Annotated in this window: 20 protein-coding genes; 10 read left to right on the top strand and 10 right to left on the bottom strand. The window is 72.4% G+C overall.

The genetic code is table 11. From position 1 onward, the window contains the following. Positions 1-22: 22 nt before the first annotated feature. Entirely contained in the window at positions 23-538 is a 516-nt protein-coding gene (locus AB0G59_RS23610) for an isochorismatase family protein (protein WP_360914885.1), read from the top strand. Here the strand turns inward: AB0G59_RS23610 and AB0G59_RS23615 are convergent. After that, positions 535-1,026 carry a MarR family transcriptional regulator gene (locus tag AB0G59_RS23615; protein ID WP_071966626.1) on the bottom strand — a complete coding sequence of 164 codons (492 nt, stop codon included), beginning with the start codon at positions 1,024-1,026 and terminating at the stop codon, positions 535-537. The genes AB0G59_RS23610 and AB0G59_RS23615 overlap by 4 nt on opposite strands. 90 nt (positions 1,027-1,116) lie before the next feature. On the opposite strand from AB0G59_RS23615, the gene AB0G59_RS23620 reads away from it, so the two are divergent. From AB0G59_RS23620 to AB0G59_RS23630, 3 genes are all read left to right on the top strand, one after another. Continuing rightward, positions 1,117-2,136 carry an NADP-dependent oxidoreductase gene (locus AB0G59_RS23620; protein ID WP_360914888.1) on the top strand — a complete coding sequence of 340 codons (1,020 nt, stop codon included), beginning with the start codon at positions 1,117-1,119 and terminating at the stop codon, positions 2,134-2,136. A 48-nt stretch (positions 2,137-2,184) separates the two neighbouring features. Beyond that, positions 2,185-2,613: an organic hydroperoxide resistance protein gene (locus tag AB0G59_RS23625; RefSeq protein WP_360914891.1), complete on the top strand. Its 429-nt coding sequence runs from the start codon at positions 2,185-2,187 to the stop codon at positions 2,611-2,613. 64 nt (positions 2,614-2,677) lie between these two features. Beyond that, positions 2,678-3,475 carry an EI24 domain-containing protein gene (locus AB0G59_RS23630; RefSeq protein WP_360914894.1) on the top strand — a complete coding sequence of 266 codons (798 nt, stop codon included), beginning with the start codon at positions 2,678-2,680 and terminating at the stop codon, positions 3,473-3,475. A 47-nt stretch (positions 3,476-3,522) separates the two neighbouring features. Here the strand turns inward: AB0G59_RS23630 and AB0G59_RS23635 are convergent, their stop codons facing one another. After that, positions 3,523-4,242 (bottom strand): carbon-nitrogen hydrolase family protein, encoded by a 720-nt coding sequence (locus AB0G59_RS23635; protein ID WP_360914897.1) that lies wholly within the window; start codon positions 4,240-4,242, stop codon positions 3,523-3,525. Positions 4,243-4,249: 7 nt separating this feature from the next. Continuing rightward, entirely contained in the window at positions 4,250-5,548 is a 1,299-nt protein-coding gene (locus tag AB0G59_RS23640; RefSeq protein WP_360914900.1) for a pyroglutamyl peptidase, read from the bottom strand. Positions 5,549-5,637: 89 nt separating this feature from the next. Between AB0G59_RS23640 and AB0G59_RS23645 the strand changes: the two genes are divergently transcribed. Then, positions 5,638-6,426, top strand: coding sequence for an MgtC/SapB family protein (locus AB0G59_RS23645; RefSeq protein WP_360914903.1), 789 nt, complete (start codon positions 5,638-5,640; stop codon positions 6,424-6,426). A gap of 366 nt (positions 6,427-6,792) precedes the next feature. Here the strand turns inward: AB0G59_RS23645 and AB0G59_RS23650 are convergent, their stop codons facing one another. Beyond that, positions 6,793-7,671 carry an SGNH/GDSL hydrolase family protein gene (locus AB0G59_RS23650; RefSeq protein ID WP_360914906.1) on the bottom strand — a complete coding sequence of 293 codons (879 nt, stop codon included), beginning with the start codon at positions 7,669-7,671 and terminating at the stop codon, positions 6,793-6,795. Between the two features lie 316 nt (positions 7,672-7,987). On the opposite strand from AB0G59_RS23650, the gene AB0G59_RS23655 reads away from it, so the two are divergent. Next, positions 7,988-8,482, top strand: a complete 495-nt coding sequence (locus tag AB0G59_RS23655) for a DUF3145 domain-containing protein (RefSeq protein ID WP_360914909.1) — start codon at positions 7,988-7,990, stop codon at positions 8,480-8,482. Between the two features lie 72 nt (positions 8,483-8,554). After that, complete coding sequence (locus AB0G59_RS23660) at positions 8,555-9,448, top strand: NAD(P)-dependent oxidoreductase (protein ID WP_360914912.1); 894 nt, start codon at positions 8,555-8,557, stop codon at positions 9,446-9,448. 78 nt (positions 9,449-9,526) lie between these two features. Here the strand turns inward: AB0G59_RS23660 and fabF are convergent, their stop codons facing one another. The 5 genes from fabF to AB0G59_RS23685 all read right to left on the bottom strand — a co-directional run bounded on the left by fabF (position 9,527) and on the right by AB0G59_RS23685 (position 14,456). Then, positions 9,527-10,789: a beta-ketoacyl-ACP synthase II gene (gene fabF / locus AB0G59_RS23665; protein WP_071966635.1), complete on the bottom strand. Its 1,263-nt coding sequence runs from the start codon at positions 10,787-10,789 to the stop codon at positions 9,527-9,529. Between the two features lie 66 nt (positions 10,790-10,855). Then, positions 10,856-11,104, bottom strand: coding sequence for an acyl carrier protein (locus AB0G59_RS23670; RefSeq protein WP_360914916.1), 249 nt, complete (start codon positions 11,102-11,104; stop codon positions 10,856-10,858). A gap of 106 nt (positions 11,105-11,210) precedes the next feature. Further along, on the bottom strand, positions 11,211-12,215 hold the full coding sequence (locus AB0G59_RS23675; RefSeq protein WP_071966637.1) for a ketoacyl-ACP synthase III: 1,005 nt from the start codon (positions 12,213-12,215) through the stop codon (positions 11,211-11,213). A 13-nt stretch (positions 12,216-12,228) separates the two neighbouring features. Continuing rightward, complete coding sequence (locus tag AB0G59_RS23680) at positions 12,229-13,182, bottom strand: ACP S-malonyltransferase (RefSeq protein WP_360914919.1); 954 nt, start codon at positions 13,180-13,182, stop codon at positions 12,229-12,231. 98 nt (positions 13,183-13,280) lie between these two features. Continuing rightward, entirely contained in the window at positions 13,281-14,456 is a 1,176-nt protein-coding gene (locus tag AB0G59_RS23685) for a helix-turn-helix domain-containing protein (protein ID WP_360914922.1), read from the bottom strand. Positions 14,457-14,536: 80 nt separating this feature from the next. Between AB0G59_RS23685 and AB0G59_RS23690 the strand changes: the two genes are divergently transcribed. Next, positions 14,537-15,211 carry a pirin family protein gene (locus AB0G59_RS23690; RefSeq protein WP_360914925.1) on the top strand — a complete coding sequence of 225 codons (675 nt, stop codon included), beginning with the start codon at positions 14,537-14,539 and terminating at the stop codon, positions 15,209-15,211. A gap of 114 nt (positions 15,212-15,325) precedes the next feature. On the opposite strand, the gene AB0G59_RS23695 is transcribed toward AB0G59_RS23690, so the two are convergent. Further along, on the bottom strand, positions 15,326-16,138 hold the full coding sequence (locus AB0G59_RS23695; RefSeq protein ID WP_360914928.1) for a serine hydrolase domain-containing protein: 813 nt from the start codon (positions 16,136-16,138) through the stop codon (positions 15,326-15,328). Between the two features lie 117 nt (positions 16,139-16,255). On the opposite strand from AB0G59_RS23695, the gene AB0G59_RS23700 reads away from it, so the two are divergent. Both AB0G59_RS23700 and AB0G59_RS23705 read left to right on the top strand, forming a co-directional pair. Then, positions 16,256-16,708 (top strand): MerR family transcriptional regulator, encoded by a 453-nt coding sequence (locus AB0G59_RS23700; protein ID WP_104531788.1) that lies wholly within the window; start codon positions 16,256-16,258, stop codon positions 16,706-16,708. Between the two features lie 9 nt (positions 16,709-16,717). Beyond that, entirely contained in the window at positions 16,718-17,740 is a 1,023-nt protein-coding gene (locus AB0G59_RS23705) for an aldo/keto reductase (protein ID WP_360914931.1), read from the top strand. Positions 17,741-17,827: the final 87 nt, after the last annotated feature.

Genomic DNA, 17,827 nt, shown 5'->3' on the forward strand with positions numbered 1-17,827 from the left:
TCGTGGCCGGTACGGTCTGGCCATGACGGAAATCGACCCCCAGCGCACCGCACTCGTCCTCGTCGATCTCATGGAACGCGTCGTGGCGTTGCCCCTCGCGCCGCGTCCGGGTGACGAAGTGGCCGGTACGGCGGCGGAGTTGGCCGGCGCCTTCCGCAAGGCGGGGGCGCCGGTGGTGGTCGTGCGGGTGGAGCGGGAGGGCGTCGCGGAGCAGCCGCCCGGCAGCGGGCTGCTCGCCGGGATCGCCGAGCCGGGGGACATCGAGATCGTCAAGCGGACCGTGGGGGCGTTCCACGGCACGGAGCTCGACGCCAGGCTGCGCGAGCGGGGCGTGCGCACGCTCGTCCTGGCCGGCATCGCCACCAACCTCGGAGTGGAGTCGACCGCCCGCGCGGCCGCGGACCACGGCTACGACCTGGTCTTCGTCGAGGACGCGATGAGCGCCCTGACCGCCGAGGAGCACCGGGCGTCGGTGACGCTCGACATGCCGCGCCTGGGCACGGTCACCGCCGCCGCCGCGCTGACGCTCGTCGGCTAGGCGGACGGCGGGGGCTCCTCGCCCAGCATCCGCCGCAGCAGGTCGCGCAGGGCCGTGCGCTCCCGTGCCGACAGCCCGGCCAGCGGCTCGCGCGCGAAGTGCAGCGACTCCCGCAGCCGGGCGGAGGTGGCCAGACCCTCGGCGGTCGGGGCGGCGAGCTTGACGCGGCGGTCGTCCGGGTCCGGACGACGCTCGACCAGGCCCCGGGCCTCGAGGCGGTCGACGATGCCGGTGACGTTGGACGGCTCGCACTTCAGCTTCTGGGCGATCTTGCGCATGGGCATCGGCTCATGCGCAAGTAGCGCCAGCACGCGCGCCTGGGCGCCGGTGAGGGAGTGCTTGCCGGCCGCCTCCTCGTACTCCTCGTGGTAGCGCGCCACGACGGTTCCGATGAGCTCGACGACCTCCACGGTGACGGCGTCGGGCCGGGGCGCGGCGGAGGGCGCGGGAGGGTTCGCCGGGGGAGTCGGTGCCGGAGTCGGGGTCATGGGACACAGTCTACCGGGTTACTTGACAACATGAAATATCGAGGCACATGATTGTTTCAGCTCCTGAAGCATTAGAGAAGGTTGGTTCCCATGTCCGCCATGCCCGCCACCAGCCGTGAATGGCACCTGGTCGCCCGCCCGCAGGGCTGGCCCCGGCCCGAGGACTTCGCCCTGCGCGAGGCCGCGGTCCCCGAGCCCGCGGAGGGCCAGATCCTGGTCCGCAACATCCACCTCTCGGTGGACCCGTACATGCGCGGCCGGATGAACGACGTGAAGTCCTACATCCCGCCGTTCCAGCTCGACCAGCCCATGGACGGCGGCGCGGTCGGCGAGGTCATCGCCTCCCGGGCCGAGGGCTTCGCCCCCGGCGACCACGTCCTGCACGGCCTCGGCTGGCGCGAGTACGCCGTCGTGGACGCCCGGCGCGCCGCCAAGGTCGACCCCGGCGTCGCCCCGCTCTCCGCCTACCTCGGCGTCCTGGGCATGCCGGGCATGACCGCCTACGCGGGCCTGCTGGAGGTCGCCTCCTTCCAGGAGGGCGACACCGTCTTCGTCTCCGGCGCCGCCGGCGCGGTCGGCAGCCTGGTCGGCCAGATCGCCAAGCTCAAGGGCGCGGCACGCGTCATCGGCAGCGCGGGCTCGGACGAGAAGGTCCAGGTCCTGCTCGACGAGCACGGCTTCGACGCCGCCTTCAACTACAAGAAGGGCCCCGTCGCCGAGCAGCTGAAGGAGGCGGCTCCCGACGGCATCGACGTCTACTTCGACAACGTCGGCGGCGAGCACCTCGAAGCCGCGCTCGGCGCCCTGAACCTCAAGGGCCGCGTCACCATCTGCGGCATGATCGCCCAGTACAACGCCACCGAGCCGGTCCCCGGCCCGCGCAACATGGTCAACATCCTGGCCAAGCGGCTCCGCGTCCAGGGCATGATCGTCTCCGACCACGAGGCGCTGCGCCCGCAGTTCATCCAGGAGGTCGGCGGCTGGATCCGCTCCGGCGAGCTCACGTACCGCGAGACCGTCGTGCAGGGCATCGAGAACGCGGCCGAGGCGTTCCTGGGCCTGCTGCGCGGCGAGAACACCGGAAAGATGATCGTCAGCCTCGACGCCTGACCTTCCTTCCCGCCCCCCGAGTCAATCCCCCCTCCTAGGAGAAACGTTATGCCGATCCAGCCCGTCGAGGTCGTCTACACCGCCGTCGCCACCGCGGAGAACGGCCGTGACGGCCGCGTCGCCAGCGACGACGGCCAGCTCGACGTCATCGTCAACCCCCCGAAGCAGCTGGGCGGCAGCGGCGCCGGCACCAACCCCGAGCAGCTCTTCGCCGCCGGCTACAGCGCCTGCTTCCAGGGCGCCCTCGGCGTCGTCGCCCGCCAGGCGAAGGCCGACATCTCCGGCTCGACCGTCACCGCCGAGGTCGGCATAGGCAAGACCCCCGACGGCGGCTTCGGCATCAAGGTCGCGCTCTCGGCCCGCATCCCGAACGTCGACGAGGCCACCGCCCGTGCGCTCGTGGAGCAGGCGCACCAGGTGTGCCCGTACTCCAACGCCACGCGCGGCAACATCGAGGTCACCCTCGACGTCGTCTGACCGGGACGAACCCGGAACACGAGCGCGACGATCGCCTTTCCACCGAGCGGCTACGCTTCCCGCCATGCGAGATCTTGTAGCGGGCATGACGTACCTGGCCAAGGGTCAGCGCTGGGTGGGCCGCAACCGCCGGCAGTGGGGGTTCGGGCTGCTGCCCGGGCTCATCACCCTGGTCGGGTACGCGGCGGCGATCGTCGCGCTCGTCATATGGGCGGACGACTTCGTCGGCTGGGCCACGCCCTTCGCCGACGGCTGGGGCTCGCCCTGGCTCGGTCTCTTCCGCGGTGCCCTGACGACGGTGTTCTTCGGCGGCTGCCTGCTGCTGTCGGTGATCTCCTTCACGGCGGTGACGCTGCTGGTCGGGCAGCCCTTCTACGAGTCCCTCTCCGAGCGGGTCGACCTGGCCGAGGGCGGCAGCGCCCCCGAGTCGGGGCTGCCGCTGTGGCGGGAGCTGTGGATCTCGGCCCGCGAGAGCCTCGCGGTGCTCGTGCGGGTGGCCCTGTGGGGCGTCCTGTTCTTCGCGCTGGGCTTCGTGCCCGTCATCGGACAGACCGTCATTCCCGTGATCGGCTTCTGCGTCTCCGGCTTCTTCCTCGCCGAGGAGCTCACCGCCGTCGCTCTGCAGCGGCGGGGGGTGCCGCTCAAGGAGCGGCTGGCGATGCTGCGCTCGCGCAAGCTGCTGACGCTGGGGTTCGGGGTGCCGGTCGCTCTGCTGTTCCTGGTGCCGTTCGTGGCCGTCTTCGTGATGCCGGGGGCTGTCGCCGGGGCGACGCTGTTGGTGCGGGACCTTATGGGGGAGACGGTTGAGGGTGATGGTGAGGGCGAGGGCTTGGAATCTCCCCAGCCCCGCCCCTTCCCGTAACCGGGGGCTCCGCCCCCGGACCCCCGGTCCTCAATCGCCGGACGGGCTCAAATTGAGCTGAATGTCAGCCCTGCGCCCTCCTGAGTTCCCTCCGCCAGTACGCTGCCGTCCGGGCCCCACACCGCGCTCAGCCCGCACGCGTCGTACGGGCCCGACGGGCCCACGTGGTTGGCCAGCAGGACGTGCAGGGCGTGGTCCTTCGCCAGGGACGGGAAGATCTCCCCTCGCTCGGCCTCGCCCGTGGGGCGGCCGTACAGCGAGCTCGCCAGCAGGGCGCGGCAGCCGTCGGCCGCCGCGCGGGCCGCGACGTCGGGGAAGTGGGCGTCGAAGCAGATGGCGAGGCCGAAGCCGACGCCGCCCAGGGTGAAGCGGCCGTCTTCCGTGCCCGTCGTGAAGCCCGCCGCGGCCTCCGTCTCCGTCACGTGCACCTTGTCGTAGCGTGTGAGCAGGGCGCCGTCCGGCCCGTACACGAACGAGCTGATGGTCGGCCCGGCCGGGGCCGTGCCCGCGCAGTTGACCACGGCCGCGACGCCCGCCGTCCGGCAGGCGTCGCGGACCGGGGCCAGCCGGGCGTCGTCCGGGGCCATGGTCAGCCGGCCGGGATCGGCGACGATCGCGTCGAGCTCGTAGCCCGTGACGGCGAGTTCGGCGAAGACGACGAGCGAGGCACCCCGCTCGCCGGCTTCGGCCACGAAGCCGGCCATGCGGGCGACGTTGGCGTCGATGTCGCAGGGCCGGGCCGTGAACTGTGCGGCAGAAATGATCATGCGGTCATCATGACCGGCCCGTAGCCCCCACGGCCACCGAGATCACCGACCGGATCTGTGCGGTGATCGCCAGCCGGTTCCGTACGAAGTCGGGGTCGGTGATCCGCCCCGTCGCGGGGTCGGTGTTGCCCTCGCCGAACCGCAGCACCGGCGTGTGCAGATGCCCGCCCGGTACGCGCAGGCCCACGGCGTCGCGCAGCAGGGTGGCCCGGTAGGCGATCTCGTTGGAGAGGTAGTCGCCCCCGCCGCCCGCGCGGGCGGTCGAGCCCGGGGTGGGCCCGTCCGGCCGGTTCACCTCCTCGCCGCCGCCCGCCGGGATCTCGGTGACGGCGGTGTTGTCGTACACCCGGAACGGCCCGGTGGCCGCCGCCGTGATCGCGGCGTACGGCAGGCTGGTCGTCGTCCACTGCGGCTGCGGGACGACCGTCGGTACACCGGGCGGCACGGGCACGGTCTGCGTGCGCGAGACGTTCACGTTGTCCTCATAGCCGCCGCGCCACGCCCCGTTGGTGCGCTCGACGTCGAAACGGTCGGGCCGGCCCTGGCTGATGGTGGTGAACAGGTCCACCCTGCCGGGCCCGGGCCGGAAGTGCGGCAGCAGGGTCCGCTCGACCGTGCCGTCGGCGAAGTCGTCCCAGCGCACCGGGAAGAGGGCCGCCTCGATGCGCGCCGGGCCCGCCGGAGTGTCGACGGTGGTGCCGTCGAGGGCGAGGGCCGCCGCCCCCGAGGGGTTGGAGCGGCGGACGTCGGAGTCGAGCTGGAACGGGTCGAAGCCGGTGATCAGGACGCGCTTGACCCCGGAGCCGGACGGCAGGGCGATCGAGTCCTGGCCGCGCGAGCCCCGCTCCACCGCGGCCACCAGCTCCGCGCGCCGCCGCTCGTCCAGCTCGAAGGCCGGCCGCCACTCGCGCAGCGCCCGCGTCATGCCCAGCCGCGCCCAGTACAGCGGCCGGTCGTCGTCCCGGCTCAGGTCGCCGCCGGCGGGGCCGCGGCCCTGGACCCGGTCCACGGCCCGTCGCCACAGCTGCCGCCCATGGACCGAGGCCAGCGTCTCGGCCTGCCCGACGGTACGGGTGCGGGCCAGGGCGAGGGCGAAGCCGGGCGCCACGCTGTCGAAGCCGCTGCGGCGCAGGATCTCCTGCGGTACGGGGCCGTTCAGCCGCTGTTCCTCGACGGTGAGCGGTGCGGTGCGCGTCGCCGCCGTGGCGGGGGCGGGGAGGGCGAGGGGGGTGCAGGCGAGCAGGACGGCGCCGAGGGTGCCGAGGGTGCTCCTGCGGGATATCCGGGCGGAATCAACGGGTCTCATGAGCCGGAAGGTAACCACTGCGGCGGCATTGGCGGTAGGGGGAGGCCAACTCCCCTCGCGGACAGTCACCTTCAGGCCACAATGGCGGAATGGCAATCTCGCAGCTTCTCGCCGACCCGCTCATATCCGCCGGACGACATTTCGCTGCCCCGCTGTTCGACCCCAGAGCCGGGCAAGGCGCCCGGGAATTCGCCGAGATGGCCCTCGCGCTCCTGCTGTCCTCGCTCATCGGCCTCGAGCGCGAGCTGCAGCAGAAGAGCGCCGGTCTGCGCACGCACACCCTCGTCGGGGTGGGCAGTGCGCTGTTCATGGAGATCTCGATCCACGGCTTCGGCGCGCTGGCCGACCTCGACGGCGACGCCCGCCTGGACGGGTCCCGGGTGGCGGCGCAGATCGTCTCCGGCATCGGCTTCATCGGCGGCGGCCTCATCTTCGTCCGCCGGGACGCGGTGCGCGGCCTGACAACGGCCGCCACGATCTGGCTGACCTGCGCCGTCGGCATGGCGTGCGGCGGCGGGCTGCCGCTGCTCGCGGCCGCCGCGACCGCGGTGCACTTCCTGGTGGTGCGCGGCTTCGTGCTGCTGACCCGGCGGCTGGGAAGCGTCGAGCGGGTCGAGCTGAGCCTGTCCTACCGCACGCGCCGGGGGCTGCTCGGCCGGGTGCTGGAGCTGTGCACGAAGAACGGCTTCCGGGTGATGGACGTCCACGTCGACGCGGAGGCCGGCGCCGGGGAGGGCCCCAAGAGCAAGGGCAAGGAGGCCGGGGTCGTGCTGAGCCTGGAGGGCAAGAGGTCGGCCCATCCGCTGGTGGAGGAGCTGACGGACTGGGACGGCATCACCGGCGTCGGGCTGCGCGCGCACGCCGACAGCGCGGAGTGAGCGGACGGACCGCCGTCGTCCCCGGCGCGGGTGAACTCGCTTATGAGCCAGGGGGCTTCATCGGATAGCGTGCGGTCGGAGGGTGGTCGCGGTCTTCGCGCGATCCCTCTGCCTCGGCCTGGTCCCCACCGGGCGGGTTCGCGAGGCACCGGTTTCCCGGGGCGAGGGTACGGGCGCCGGTGCCACCGGCGGGGTACCGGGCCGTGAGACGGTCCGGCTCTCCGGCCGTTGCGGGGGCGGAGCCACCTGACGGGCTCCGCCCCTTCCCCGTTTCTTGTCCTCAATCGCCGGACGGGCTGAATTTCAGCCCGTCCGGCGCTTGAGGACCGGGGTCCGGGGCGGAGCCCCGGTTCGGGAAGGTGGCGCTTACGGCAGCGGCTTCGTCGCCGTGATCGTGCGGTAGGCCATGCCGGCCAGTTCGACCTGGCCCTTCTTGCTGGGGTGGAACCAGTCCCACTTGCTCAGCTCCTGGCCGGTGAAGGTGTAGCCGTTCACCGCGCCGTCGTAGCGGCACAGCGTGTCCCGGCCGCAGATGTCCTTCAGGACGGCGTTGTACTCGCCGACCCTCTTGTCGACCTGGGCCCGCCGCTCCTCGGCCGCCTCGTCCGCCGCGTCGGCGTCGCGCAGCATCGACGGGCAGATCGACGCCATCTTCCAGATCTGCTTGCCGAGCATGCTCTTGCGCCCCTCCGACCACAGCCGCTTCAGGTCGGGGATGCCGGCGACGTAGACCTGGGACTTCGGCAGGGTGGAGCGCAGGGTGCCCAGCGACGCCTCGAAGTCGGTGCGGAAGCGGTCCACGGGCGTCATCTGGGCCACGTCCGCGCGGCAGGCGTCGTTGGCGCCGAGCAGGACGGTCACCAGCTGCGGCTTGTGGGCCACGGCCGAGCGCATCTGCCCCGGCAGGTCGGCCATCCGCGCGCCGGTCTTCGCGTAGTTCCAGCTGCTGGTCTGCGGGGACAGCAGCAGCCGCCGGGCGAGGCTGTCGACCTCGGTGCCGGTGGCCCACGAGACCTCGGGGCAGTCCTCGAGCACCGAGCAGGCGTCGAAGCCGCGGGTGATGGAGTCGCCGAGGGAGGCCATCGAGGCCGGGCGGGGGTTCCAGGCGGGACGGGTGGGGCTCGGCTCGGCCGCCTTGGTCCCGGTAGCGCCGTCATCGCACCCGGTCGCCAGCAGTACGGCGCCGAGCACCGCGGCCGCGGTCCGTATGCCCGCAGGCCGCCTTCGCCTCCTGGTCGTCGCCATCTCGTTCCCCCTCCGGCCGGGTGATATCTGTCCGGGACCGACGGTACGTCACCCCACAGGGGCTTCCGCACGGTAGCTTTTCCCCGGTGATCAACTTGTTCCGGGATCTTTGCAAACGCGGCGCGACGAAATCACAACACGTCACTTCCTGTCCATTTTCAGGAGAATTGCTCCCGATGGTGTTTACTGTTGGTAACCTCGCGAGCTGGTGCGGGAGTGGTCATGGGGGCGGACTGCCCACCGCTGCCCCGGGCGGGACCGTCACGGGTGCGAGGCCGCTGGGGAAGGCGAACCTCGAACCGCACTGGAGGTCCCGGTGACGACACGTGGAGTTCTGTACGTGCACTCCGCGCCGCGCGCGCTGTGCCCGCACGTCGAATGGGCCGTGGCGGGCGTTCTCGGCGTACGGGTCACCCTCGACTGGATCCGCCAGCCCGCGGCGCCCGGCACCTGGCGCTCCGAGTTCTCCTGGCAGGGCCAGGCCGGCACCGCCTCCAAGCTCGCCTCCGCGCTGCGCGGCTGGCACCTGCTGCGCTTCGAGGTGACCGCCGACCCCTGCGCCACCGTCGAGGGCGAGCGCTACAGCTCCACCCCCGACCTGGGCATCTTCCACGCCGTCACCGGCATCCACGGCGACATCCTCATCCCCGAGGACCGGCTGCGCGCCGCGATGTCCCGCGCGGACCGCGGTGAGAGCGACCTGCAGGCCGAGGTCGCCAAGCTGCTGGGCAAGCCCTGGGACGACGAGTTGGAACCGTTCCGTTACGCGGGCGAGGGCGCACCGGTGCGCTGGCTGCACCAGGTGGTGTGAACCGCGCCCGGACGGGCGCTCCGGCGGCGCGCTCTTGCCTTCGAGCGCACTCCAGCGCCTAGCGTCCGGGTCATGCCCGACACACCTGCCCCCGCCCCCGTGCACGTCGCCGTCCTCGGCACCGGCACCATGGGCGCCCCCATGGCCCGCAACCTCGCCCGCGCCGGGCTGTCCGTACGCGCCTGGAACCGCAGCCGCGCCAAGGCCGAGCCCCTCGCCGCCGACGGCGTCACCGTCGCGGACACGCCGCAGGAGGCGGTACGCGGTGCCGACGTCGTCCTGACCATGCTCCACGACGGCCCCGCCGCCCTCGACGTGATGCGCGCGGCGGCGCCCGCGCTGCGCCCCGGCACGGTGTGGGTCCAGTCGACCACCGCCGGGCTCGAGGGCCTGGCGGACCTCGCCGCCTTCGCCCGCGAGCACGACCTGGTCATCGTCGACGCCCCGGTCGTGGGCACCCGGCGGCCCGCCGAGGAGGGCACGCTCACGGTGCTGGCCGCGGGGCCGGAGTCCGTACGGCAGGTCCTCGCCCCCGTCTTCGACGCCGTGGGCGCCCGTACCGTCTGGGTGGGCGACGACAGCGCGCGGGGCGCGGCCACGCGGCTCAAGCTCGTCGTCAACAGCTGGATCCTCGCCGTCACCCACGGCGCGGCCGAGGCGCTGGCCCTGGCCGAGGGGCTGGGAGTGGAGGCGGAGGGGTTCCTGGACGCGGTGGCGGGCGGCCCGCTCGACATGGGCTATCTGCGCGCCAAGGCCGCTCTCCTGCGCAGCGGCGCTCTCACCCCGCCGAGCTTCGCCACCACGACGGCGGAGAAGGACGCCCGCCTGATCGTCGCGGCGGGGGAGTCGGCCGGGGTGCGCCTCGACGTCGCGGCGGCGGGCGCGGAGCGCTTCCGGCGGGCCGTCGAGCAGGGGCACGGCGACGAGGACATGGCCGCCTCCTACTTCGCCAGCTTCGACGCGTAAGGCGGCGCACGGTACGCCGAAGGGCCCGCCCCGGCCGGGGCGGGCCCTTCGCCCGTAAGAGTGATGCGCCGGGCGCGATCAGACCGTTCGCAGGGCGAGCACCACGTTGTGGCCGCCGAAGCCGAACGAGTTGTTGATCGCCGCGATGGAGCCCTCCGGGAGCTTGCGGGGCTCGTCGCGCACGATGTCCGCGTCGATGTCCTCGTCGAGCTCTTCGATGTTGATCGTGGGGGGCGCGGTGCGGTGGTACAGCGCGAGCACGGTCATGACCGTCTCGATGCCGCCGGCACCGCCGAGCAGGTGGCCGGTCATCGACTTGGTCGCGGAGACCGCGACGTGGTCGAGGTCGTCGCCGAGGACCTTGCGCAGCGCCTTGAGCTCCGCGGAGTCGCCCTGCGGCGTGGAGGTGGCGTGCGCGTTGAGGTGCACGACCTCCGACGGCTTGAGGTCGGTGCTGTCGAGCAGGTTCTGCAGCGCGGCGGCGATGCCGCGGCCGCTCGGCTCGGGCTGGGCGATGTGGTGGCTGTCCGCGGACAGGCCCTGGCCCAGCACCTCGCAGTAGACGCGCGCGCCGCGGCGGGCGGCGTGCTCGGCCGACTCCAGGACGACGACGCCGGCGCCCTCGCCGAGGACGAAGCCGTCGCGCTTCTTGTCGTACGGGCGCGAGGCCGTGGTGGGCTCGTCGTTGTTCTTGGACATCGCCATCATGTTGGCGAAGGCCGCGATGGGCAGCGGGTGGATGGCCGCCTCGGTGCCGCCCGCGACGACCACGTCGGCGCGGCCGGTGCGGATCATCTCGACGGCGTAGCCGATGGCCTCGGCGCCGGAGGCGCAGGCGCTGACCGGGGTGTGGACGCCCGCCTGGGCGTTCACCTCGAGGCCGACGTTGGCGGAGGGGCCGTTGGGCATCAGCATCGGCACGGTGTGCGGGGAGACGCGGCGGACGCCCTTCTCCTTGAGCACGTCGTACTGGTCGAGCAGGGTGGTCACGCCGCCGATGCCGGAGGCGATGACCGTGCCGAGGCGCTCGGGGACGATCGAGGCGTCCTCGCCGGCCTTGGCGGTGAAGCCCGCGTCGGCCCATGCCTCGCGCGCGGCGATCAGCGCGAACTGCGCCGACCGGTCCAGCTTGCGGGCGAGCGGCCGGGGCAGCACGTCCTCGGGGTCCACGGCCGCGACGGCGGCGATACGGACCGGCAGCTCGGCGAACCGCTCACCCTCCAGGGCGCGGGCGCCGGAACGCCCGGCGAGCAGCCCTTCCCAGGTCGATGCGCTGTCGCCACCCAGCGGTGTGGTTGCGCCGATACCGGTGACGACCACGGTGCGATTGGTCGGATTCACAGGAATTCTGTCTCCACGTGTAGAGGTGCTGGAACCGCCACCGCTGGGGTGGCGACGAACGCTTGATCAGTCCTGGTGCTTCAGGATGTACTCGGCAGCGTCACCGACGGTCTTCAGACCCTTGACGTCCTCGTCGGGGATCTTCACGTCGAAGCGCTCCTCGGCGGCCACGACGACCTCGACCATGGACAGCGAGTCGACGTCCAGGTCGTCGGTGAAGGACTTGTCCAGCTTGACGTCCTCGACCGGGATACCGGCGATCTCGTTGACGATGTCGGCGAGGCCCTTGAGGATCTCTTCCTGGGTGGCGGCCATGTCGGCGCTCCTTCTATCGATAGTGCGGTGGAACTGCGGTAAGGGAACTGCTGGTGCGGTGACCTTCCGGTGACCGGCCGGTGGTGCCGGTCTCCGTGGATCTCGCCTAGGGGAGGGTAACGACCGTGGCGGCGTACACGAGACCCGCCCCGAAGCCGATGAGGAGCGCGGTGTCGCCGCTCTTCGCCGCTCCGGTGGCCAGGAGGCGCTCCATGGCCAGCGGAATGGAGGCCGCGGAGGTGTTGCCGGTGGTCTCCACGTCACGGGCGACCGTGACGCTCTCCGGCAGCTTGAGGGTCTTGACCATCGAGTCGATGATCCGCATGTTCGCCTGGTGCGGGATGAAGACGTCCAGGTCCTCGGGGCTCACCCCGGCCTCGTCCAGCGCCTGCTGGGCGATCTTCGCCATTTCGAAGACGGCCCAGCGGAAGACCGCCTGACCCTCCTGGGTGATCGCGGGGAAGCGGACGTCCGTCTCCTCGCGGTAGACGTCCCACGCGACGGTCTGCTTGATGGTCTCGGCCTTGTCGCCCTCCGAGCCCCACACCGTGGGGCCCATCGCCGGCTCCTGCGAGGGGCCGATGACCACGGCGCCCGCGCCGTCGCCGAACAGGAAGGCCGTGGCGCGGTCCTCCAGGTCGGTCAGGTCGGAGAGCCGCTCGACGCCGATGACCAGGACGTACTCCGCCGAGCCCTCGGTCACCATGCCCTTGGCGATGGCCAGGCCGTAGCCGAAGCCCGCGCAGCCGGCGGAGATGTCGAAGGCGGCCGGCTTGCCCGCGCCGACCTTGTGGGCGATCTCGGTCGCGATGGCCGGGGTCTGCTTGAAGTGCGACACCGTCGAGACGAGGACGGCGCCGATCTGCTCGGGGGTGATGCCCGCGTCGGCGATGGCCTTGCCCGCCGCCTCCAGGGACATCGCGGCCACGGTCTCCTCCGGGCCGGCCCAGTGCCGGGTGGCGATGCCCGAACGGGAGCGGATCCACTCGTCGGAGGAGTCGATGTGCTTGAGGATCTCCTCGTTCGGCACCACACGGGTGGGGCGGTAGCCGCCCACGCCCATGATGCGTGCGTACGGGGCGCCCTTGCCGGGCTTGATCTTCGAGGTCATGCTCTCGGACTCCTTATTCGGCCGGGCCGGCGGCGTCGGCTGCGTGCTCGGCGATCAGCGCGCGGGCGGCCTCGAGGTCGTCCGGGGTCTTGAGCGCGAGGGTCTTGACGCCGGGCAGGGCGCGCTTGGCCAGGCCCACGAGGGTCCCGCCGGGGGCCACCTCGATCAGTGCGGTGACGCCCAGCTCCTTGAAGGTCTCCATGCACAGGTCCCAGCGGACCGGGTTGGCCACCTGGCCCACCAGGCGCTGCACGACGTCCTGGCCGCCGGCGACGACCCGGCCGTCCTTGTTGGAGACATAACGCGTATGGGGGTCGCGGACTTCCAGCTCTCCCACCGCGGCCTCCAGGGCCGCCACGGCCGGGGCCATGTGGTGGGTGTGGAAGGCGCCCGCCACCTTCAGGGCGATGACCTTGCGGGTGCCCTCGGGCTTGTCCTCGGCCAGCGCCGCCAGCTGCTCGGCGGTGCCGGCGGCCACGATCTGGCCGGCGCCGTTGACGTTCGCCGGGGTCAGGCCGAGCTTCTCCAGATGGGGCAGGACGTTCTCGGGGTCGCCGCCGAGGAGCGCGGACATGCCGGTCTCGGTGACGGCCGCGGCCTCGGCCATGGCCAGGCCGCGCTTGCGCACGAGCTCCATGGCGGACCGCTCGGACAGCACACCGGTCAGCGCGGCGGCGGCGAGCTCGCCCACGCTGTGGCCGGCGGTGGCGCCGACGAGGCGCGCGAAGTCCTCCTGCGTGGCGAAGAGCTGCCCCGCCGAGATCAGCGCGGACGCCACGAGCAGCGGCTGGGCCACCGCGGTGTCGCGGATCTCATCGGCGTCGGCGTTCGTGCCGTAGTGGACGAGGTCCAGGTCGATGGCTGCCGACCACTCGGCCAGACGGCCGGAGACACCGGGGAGGTCGAGCCAGGGGGTCAGGAATCCGGGCGTCTGAGCGCCTTGGCCGGGAGCGACGAGTACGAGCACCCTCACACTCTCTCTCGTGGACGGCATCGGTCACCCGTGAGGACAGGGACCAAGAACCGTCAGGGGAATTGTGGACGTTCGACAAAAGCCTAAGGGCGTTACTCCGCGTCGGCCAGGCGCCCGAGGATCAGTGCGATCCGCAGTGTGAAGGCCGAGCGGACATCGGAGGGTGACCAGCCGGTGACGTCCGTCACACGTCGGAGGCGGTATCGCACGGTGTTGGGGTGGACGAACAACATCCTGGCCGCCCCCTCCAGGCTGCTGGCCTGTTCCAGGTAGACGCTCAGCGTCTCCAGCAGCGCCGAGCCCGCCTCCTCCAGCGGTCTGTAGATCTCCTCCACCAGCTGTTCCCGTGCGGCCGCGTCACCCGCCATCGCCCGTTCGGGCAGCAGGTCGTCGGCCAGTACGGGACGGGGGGCATCCGGCCAGGCCGCGCAGGCCTTGAGGCCCGCCCCCGCGGCCTGCGCGGAGCGGTTCGCCGCCAGCAGATCGCCCACCACGGGCCCGGCCACCACCGGGCCGGCCGCGAACGGGCCGATCAGCGCCTTCGCCGCCTGCAGGGGGTCGTCCGAGCCGCCCGCGATCACCACCAGCCGGTCGCCCAGCACCCCCGTCAGGACCTGCAGCTTGGCGTGCCGGGCGGCCCGGCGGATCGCCTCCACCGTCAGCTCGCTGTCCCCGTTGGGAGCCGTGCCCAGCACCACGGCGACATGCGCCGGCGAGTTCCAGCCCAGCGCCGCCGCCCGCGACAGCGCGCCCTCGTCCGCCTCCCCCGAGAGCACCGCGTTGACCACCAGCGACTCCAGCCGGGCGTCCCACGCGCCGCGCGCCTCGGCGGCCTGGGCGTAGACCTGCGCCGTGGCGAAGGCGATCTCCCGTGCGTACACCAGCAGGGCCTCGCGCAGCGAGTTCTCGTCGCCCGGCGCGGCCACCTCGTCGATGGCCGACTCCATGACCTCGATGGTCGTCCGCACCATCTCCACGGTCTGGCGCAGTGTGATCGCCCGCGTCAGCTCCCGGGGAGCCGTGCCGAAGACGTCCGTGCTGATGGCCTGAGGGGTCTCCGGATGCCGGAACCACTCGGTGAAGGCCGCGATGCCGGCCTGGGCCACCAGGCCGATCCAGGACCGGTTCTCCGGGGGCATCGCCCGGTACCACGGCAGCTGGGCGTCCATCCGGGCGATGGCCGCGGCGGCCAGCGTTCCGGAGGACTTCTCCAGGTTGCGCAGGGTGGCGCTGTGGGGATGCGGGGTGTTAGCGGCTGGTTCAGGCACGGGGACAAGCCTGCCTTATTCGGGTGCGCCTCGGGGCCGCCGGGCCCCTGTGGAGCCCTTCACGGGGCTACGGTGGCCCGATGACGCACGTGCAACGGGCCGCCGAACGCTTCCGCGGCGGCGATGCGGAGGCCGGGATCGAGACCTGGCACGCCTTCTCCTTCTCCGGCTTCTACGACCCCGACAACGTGCGGTTCGGCCCGCTCGCGGCCTGCAACGAGGAGCGGCTGGCGGGCGGCGCGGGCTTCGCCGAGCACCCGCACCGGGACGTTGAGATCGTCACCTGGGTGGTGGAGGGCGAACTCACACACGAGGACTCCACCGGTCACGTCGTCACCGTCCGCCCCGGCGACGTCCAGCGCCTGAGCGCGGGCTCCGGCGTCCGCCACGTCGAGCGCAACGCGGGGGCGGATCCGCTGCGGTTCGTCCAGATGTGGCTCACCCCGTCCGAATTCGGCGGTGAGCCCCACTACGAGGTGGTGCGGGGCATTGCCGACGGCACGCCCTACGCGCTGTCGCGGGCGGAGGCGGTGCTGCACGTGCGGCGGCTGCGGAGTGCTGAGCGCACGGCGTTGCCGGATGCGCCGTGGTTGTACGTGCATGTGGTGCGGGGTGCTGTGCGGGTGGGGGGCGAGGTGCTGGGGGAGGGTGACGCGGCGCGGCTGCTCGACGCCGTCGGGGTGGAGGCGGAGGCCGTCGGCTCCGGCGCCGAGTTCCTGGCGTGGGAGATGCACGCGGAGCCCCACTTCGGCTGAGGCCAGGCACGGTGCGGGCCGGTGGGCCGGTTTGTGCCCACCCTCCCCCAGCTACCGCTGGGAGGTGCCCCCAGCCCTGCGGAACGACTGCCCACAAACCGGCGGCGCCCGGAATCAGGCCAGCTCGGCCAGTACGGCGTCCGTCAGCAGGGGCCACGCCTCCACGGCCCACGGGCCGAACGCGCGGTCGGCCAGCGCCACGCACGCCGCGCCCGCCTCCGGGTCCACCCACAGGAACGTTCCCGACTGGCCGAAGTGCCCGTAGGTGCGCGGCGAGGACGACGCCCCCGTCCAGTGCGGGGACTTCGCCCCGCGGATCTCGAAGCCCAGGCCCCAGTCGTTGGGGCGCTGGTGACCATAGCCGGGCAGGACGCCCGTCAGGCCGGGGAAGGCCACCGAGGTCGCCTCGTCCAGGGTCTGGCGCGAGAGCAGCCGGGGCGCCTGCAGCTCCGCCGCGAAGCGCGCCAGGTCCTCGACCGTCGAGACGCCGTCCTTGGCGGGCGAACCGGGAAGGTCCGTCGCGGCCATGCCCAGCGGCTCCAGCACCGCCTGCCGCAGGTACTCCGCGAAGGGGATGTCGGTGGCCTTGGCGATGTGGTCGCCGAGCACCTCGAAGCCGGCGTTGGAGTAGAGCCGCCGCGTGCCGGGCTCGGCCATCGTGCGGTGCTCGTCGAAGGCGAGCCCGGAGGTGTGGGCGAGCAGGTGCCGGACCGTGGCGCCGGCCGGGCCCGCGGGCTCGTCCAGCTCGATCGCGCCCTCCTCGACGGCGATCAGCGCGGCGTACGCGGCCAGCGGCTTGGTCACGGACGCGAGGGGGAAACGGTGCCCGGTCGGCCCGTACGTCCCCGCACGCGTGCCGTCCGCCCGTACGACGGCCGCCGCGGCGGTCTCCACGGGCCAGTTCTCGATCATCCGCAGGCTCTCCATGGCAAGGAGCCTAACCCGCACCGGGATCGGCCCGGGCTCCGCTTGCCTGGAGTGCACTCCAACTCTCTAGCGTGGGGGCCACCGCAGACGTTCGCGAGGGGGAGTGGCATGACCGTGATGCACAGCGCGCCGGTGGAGGCGCCCGGTTGTCTGGAGCTCGACCGGCAGCGCCACCGCCGCCCGGAGGGCCGGGACCGCTACACGATCAGCGAAGTGGCCGCCTACGCCGGGCTGTCCGCGCACACCCTGCGCTGGTACGAGCGGATCGGCCTGATGCCGCACGTCGACCGCTCCCACACCGGGCAGCGCCGCTACACCGACCGCGACCTGGACTGGCTGGATCTGGTGGGCCGGCTGCGGCTGACGGGGATGCCGGTGGCCGACATGGTCCGCTACGCCGAGCTCGTCCGACAGGGCGAGCACACCTTCGCCGACCGCGAGCGGCTGCTGAGCGAGCACCGGGAGAACGTCCGCCGGCGCATCGCGGAGCTGCGCAGCACGCTCGAGGTGCTCGACTACAAGATCGACATTTACTCCGGCGCCGGGCGCCGGTCACCCGAAGGGTTCTGAGACTCCATCATGAGCAGTGACAGCACGATAGCGAGCGTGACGCTCGGCACCGCCGGCCCCGAGGTGGGCGTCCAGGGCCTGGGCTGCATGGGCATGAGCTTCGCCTACGGGCCGACGACCGACGAGGCCGAGGCCCGGGCCACGCTGGAGCGGGCGCTGGAGCTCGGCGTGACGCTCTTCGACACCGCCGACATGTACGGGATGGGCGAGAACGAGAAGTTCATCGCCCCGTTCGTCCGGGCCCACCGCGAGCAGGTCGTCCTGGCCACCAAGTTCGCGATCGTCCCCGACCCCGACGACCCGACGCGGCGCAGCATACGCAACGACCGTCCGTACATCCGCCAGGCCGTGGAGGGCAGCCTGCGGCGCCTGGGCGTCGACGAGATCGACCTCTACTACATGCACCGGCGCAACGTCGACGTCCCGATCGAGGAGTCGGTCGGCGCGATGGCCGAGCTGGTCGCCGAGGGCAAGGTCAAGCACCTGGGCCTGAGCGAGGTGACCGGCGGTGAGCTGCGCGAGGCGCAGGCGGTGCACCCGATCGCGGCCGTGCAGTCGGAGTGGTCGCTGTTCAGCCGGGACATCGAGGCGAACGTGGTGCCCACCGCGCGCGAGCTGGGCGTCGCCCTCGTGCCGTACTCGCCGCTCGGCCGGGGCTTCCTGACCGGGGCGTTCGTCGACGCCGACAAGGAGCTCACGAGCGACGACTGGCGCCGGACGCTGCCGCGCTTCACCGGCGACAACGCGGAGCGGAACGCGGCGCTGCTCGCGCCTGTGCGGCGCATCGCCGAGGAGCGGGGGATCTCGCTGGGGCAGGTGGCCCTGGCGTGGGCCCAGCAGCGGGCTCGCGTGCACGGTCTGACGGTGGTTCCGATTCCGGGGACGCGGAGGCGGTCGCGGTTGGAGGAGAACGTGGGGGGTACGCGTATTGAGCTGACGGCTGGTGAGCTGGCCGCTCTGGAGCCCATTGCCGGGCAGGTGGCCGGGGGGCGGTACGCGGACATGGCGCTCACGTCGGCGGGGCGCGAGTAGTCCTTCCCCCACCCCGCCCCTTCCCGTAACCGGGGCTCCGCCCCGGACCCCGGTCCTCAAACGCCGGACGGGCTGAATATTCAGCCC

Origin of the sequence: Streptomyces sp. NPDC021096 (assembly GCF_040641275.1) — a bacterium.
In the GTDB taxonomy this organism is placed as follows: Bacteria; Actinomycetota; Actinomycetes; order Streptomycetales; family Streptomycetaceae; genus Streptomyces.

Bases quoted from the DNA above. Each gene is read 5' to 3' on its own strand.
- AB0G59_RS23610 (WP_360914885.1), top strand. From the start codon at position 23: ATGACGGAAATCGACCCCCAGCGCACCGCACTCGTCCTCGTCGATCTC.
- AB0G59_RS23615 (WP_071966626.1), bottom strand. From the start codon at position 1,026: ATGACCCCGACTCCGGCACCGACTCCCCCGGCGAACCCTCCCGCGCCC.
- AB0G59_RS23620 (WP_360914888.1), top strand. From the start codon at position 1,117: ATGTCCGCCATGCCCGCCACCAGCCGTGAATGGCACCTGGTCGCCCGC.
- AB0G59_RS23625 (WP_360914891.1), top strand. From the start codon at position 2,185: ATGCCGATCCAGCCCGTCGAGGTCGTCTACACCGCCGTCGCCACCGCG.
- AB0G59_RS23630 (WP_360914894.1), top strand. From the start codon at position 2,678: ATGCGAGATCTTGTAGCGGGCATGACGTACCTGGCCAAGGGTCAGCGC.
- AB0G59_RS23635 (WP_360914897.1), bottom strand. From the start codon at position 4,242: ATGATCATTTCTGCCGCACAGTTCACGGCCCGGCCCTGCGACATCGAC.
- AB0G59_RS23640 (WP_360914900.1), bottom strand. From the start codon at position 5,548: ATGAGACCCGTTGATTCCGCCCGGATATCCCGCAGGAGCACCCTCGGC.
- AB0G59_RS23645 (WP_360914903.1), top strand. From the start codon at position 5,638: ATGGCAATCTCGCAGCTTCTCGCCGACCCGCTCATATCCGCCGGACGA.
- AB0G59_RS23650 (WP_360914906.1), bottom strand. From the start codon at position 7,671: ATGGCGACGACCAGGAGGCGAAGGCGGCCTGCGGGCATACGGACCGCG.
- AB0G59_RS23660 (WP_360914912.1), top strand. From the start codon at position 8,555: ATGCCCGACACACCTGCCCCCGCCCCCGTGCACGTCGCCGTCCTCGGC.
- AB0G59_RS23670 (WP_360914916.1), bottom strand. From the start codon at position 11,104: ATGGCCGCCACCCAGGAAGAGATCCTCAAGGGCCTCGCCGACATCGTC.
- AB0G59_RS23675 (WP_071966637.1), bottom strand. From the start codon at position 12,215: ATGACCTCGAAGATCAAGCCCGGCAAGGGCGCCCCGTACGCACGCATC.
- AB0G59_RS23690 (WP_360914925.1), top strand. From the start codon at position 14,537: ATGACGCACGTGCAACGGGCCGCCGAACGCTTCCGCGGCGGCGATGCG.
- AB0G59_RS23695 (WP_360914928.1), bottom strand. From the start codon at position 16,138: ATGGAGAGCCTGCGGATGATCGAGAACTGGCCCGTGGAGACCGCCGCG.
- AB0G59_RS23700 (WP_104531788.1), top strand. From the start codon at position 16,256: ATGCACAGCGCGCCGGTGGAGGCGCCCGGTTGTCTGGAGCTCGACCGG.
- AB0G59_RS23705 (WP_360914931.1), top strand. From the start codon at position 16,718: ATGAGCAGTGACAGCACGATAGCGAGCGTGACGCTCGGCACCGCCGGC.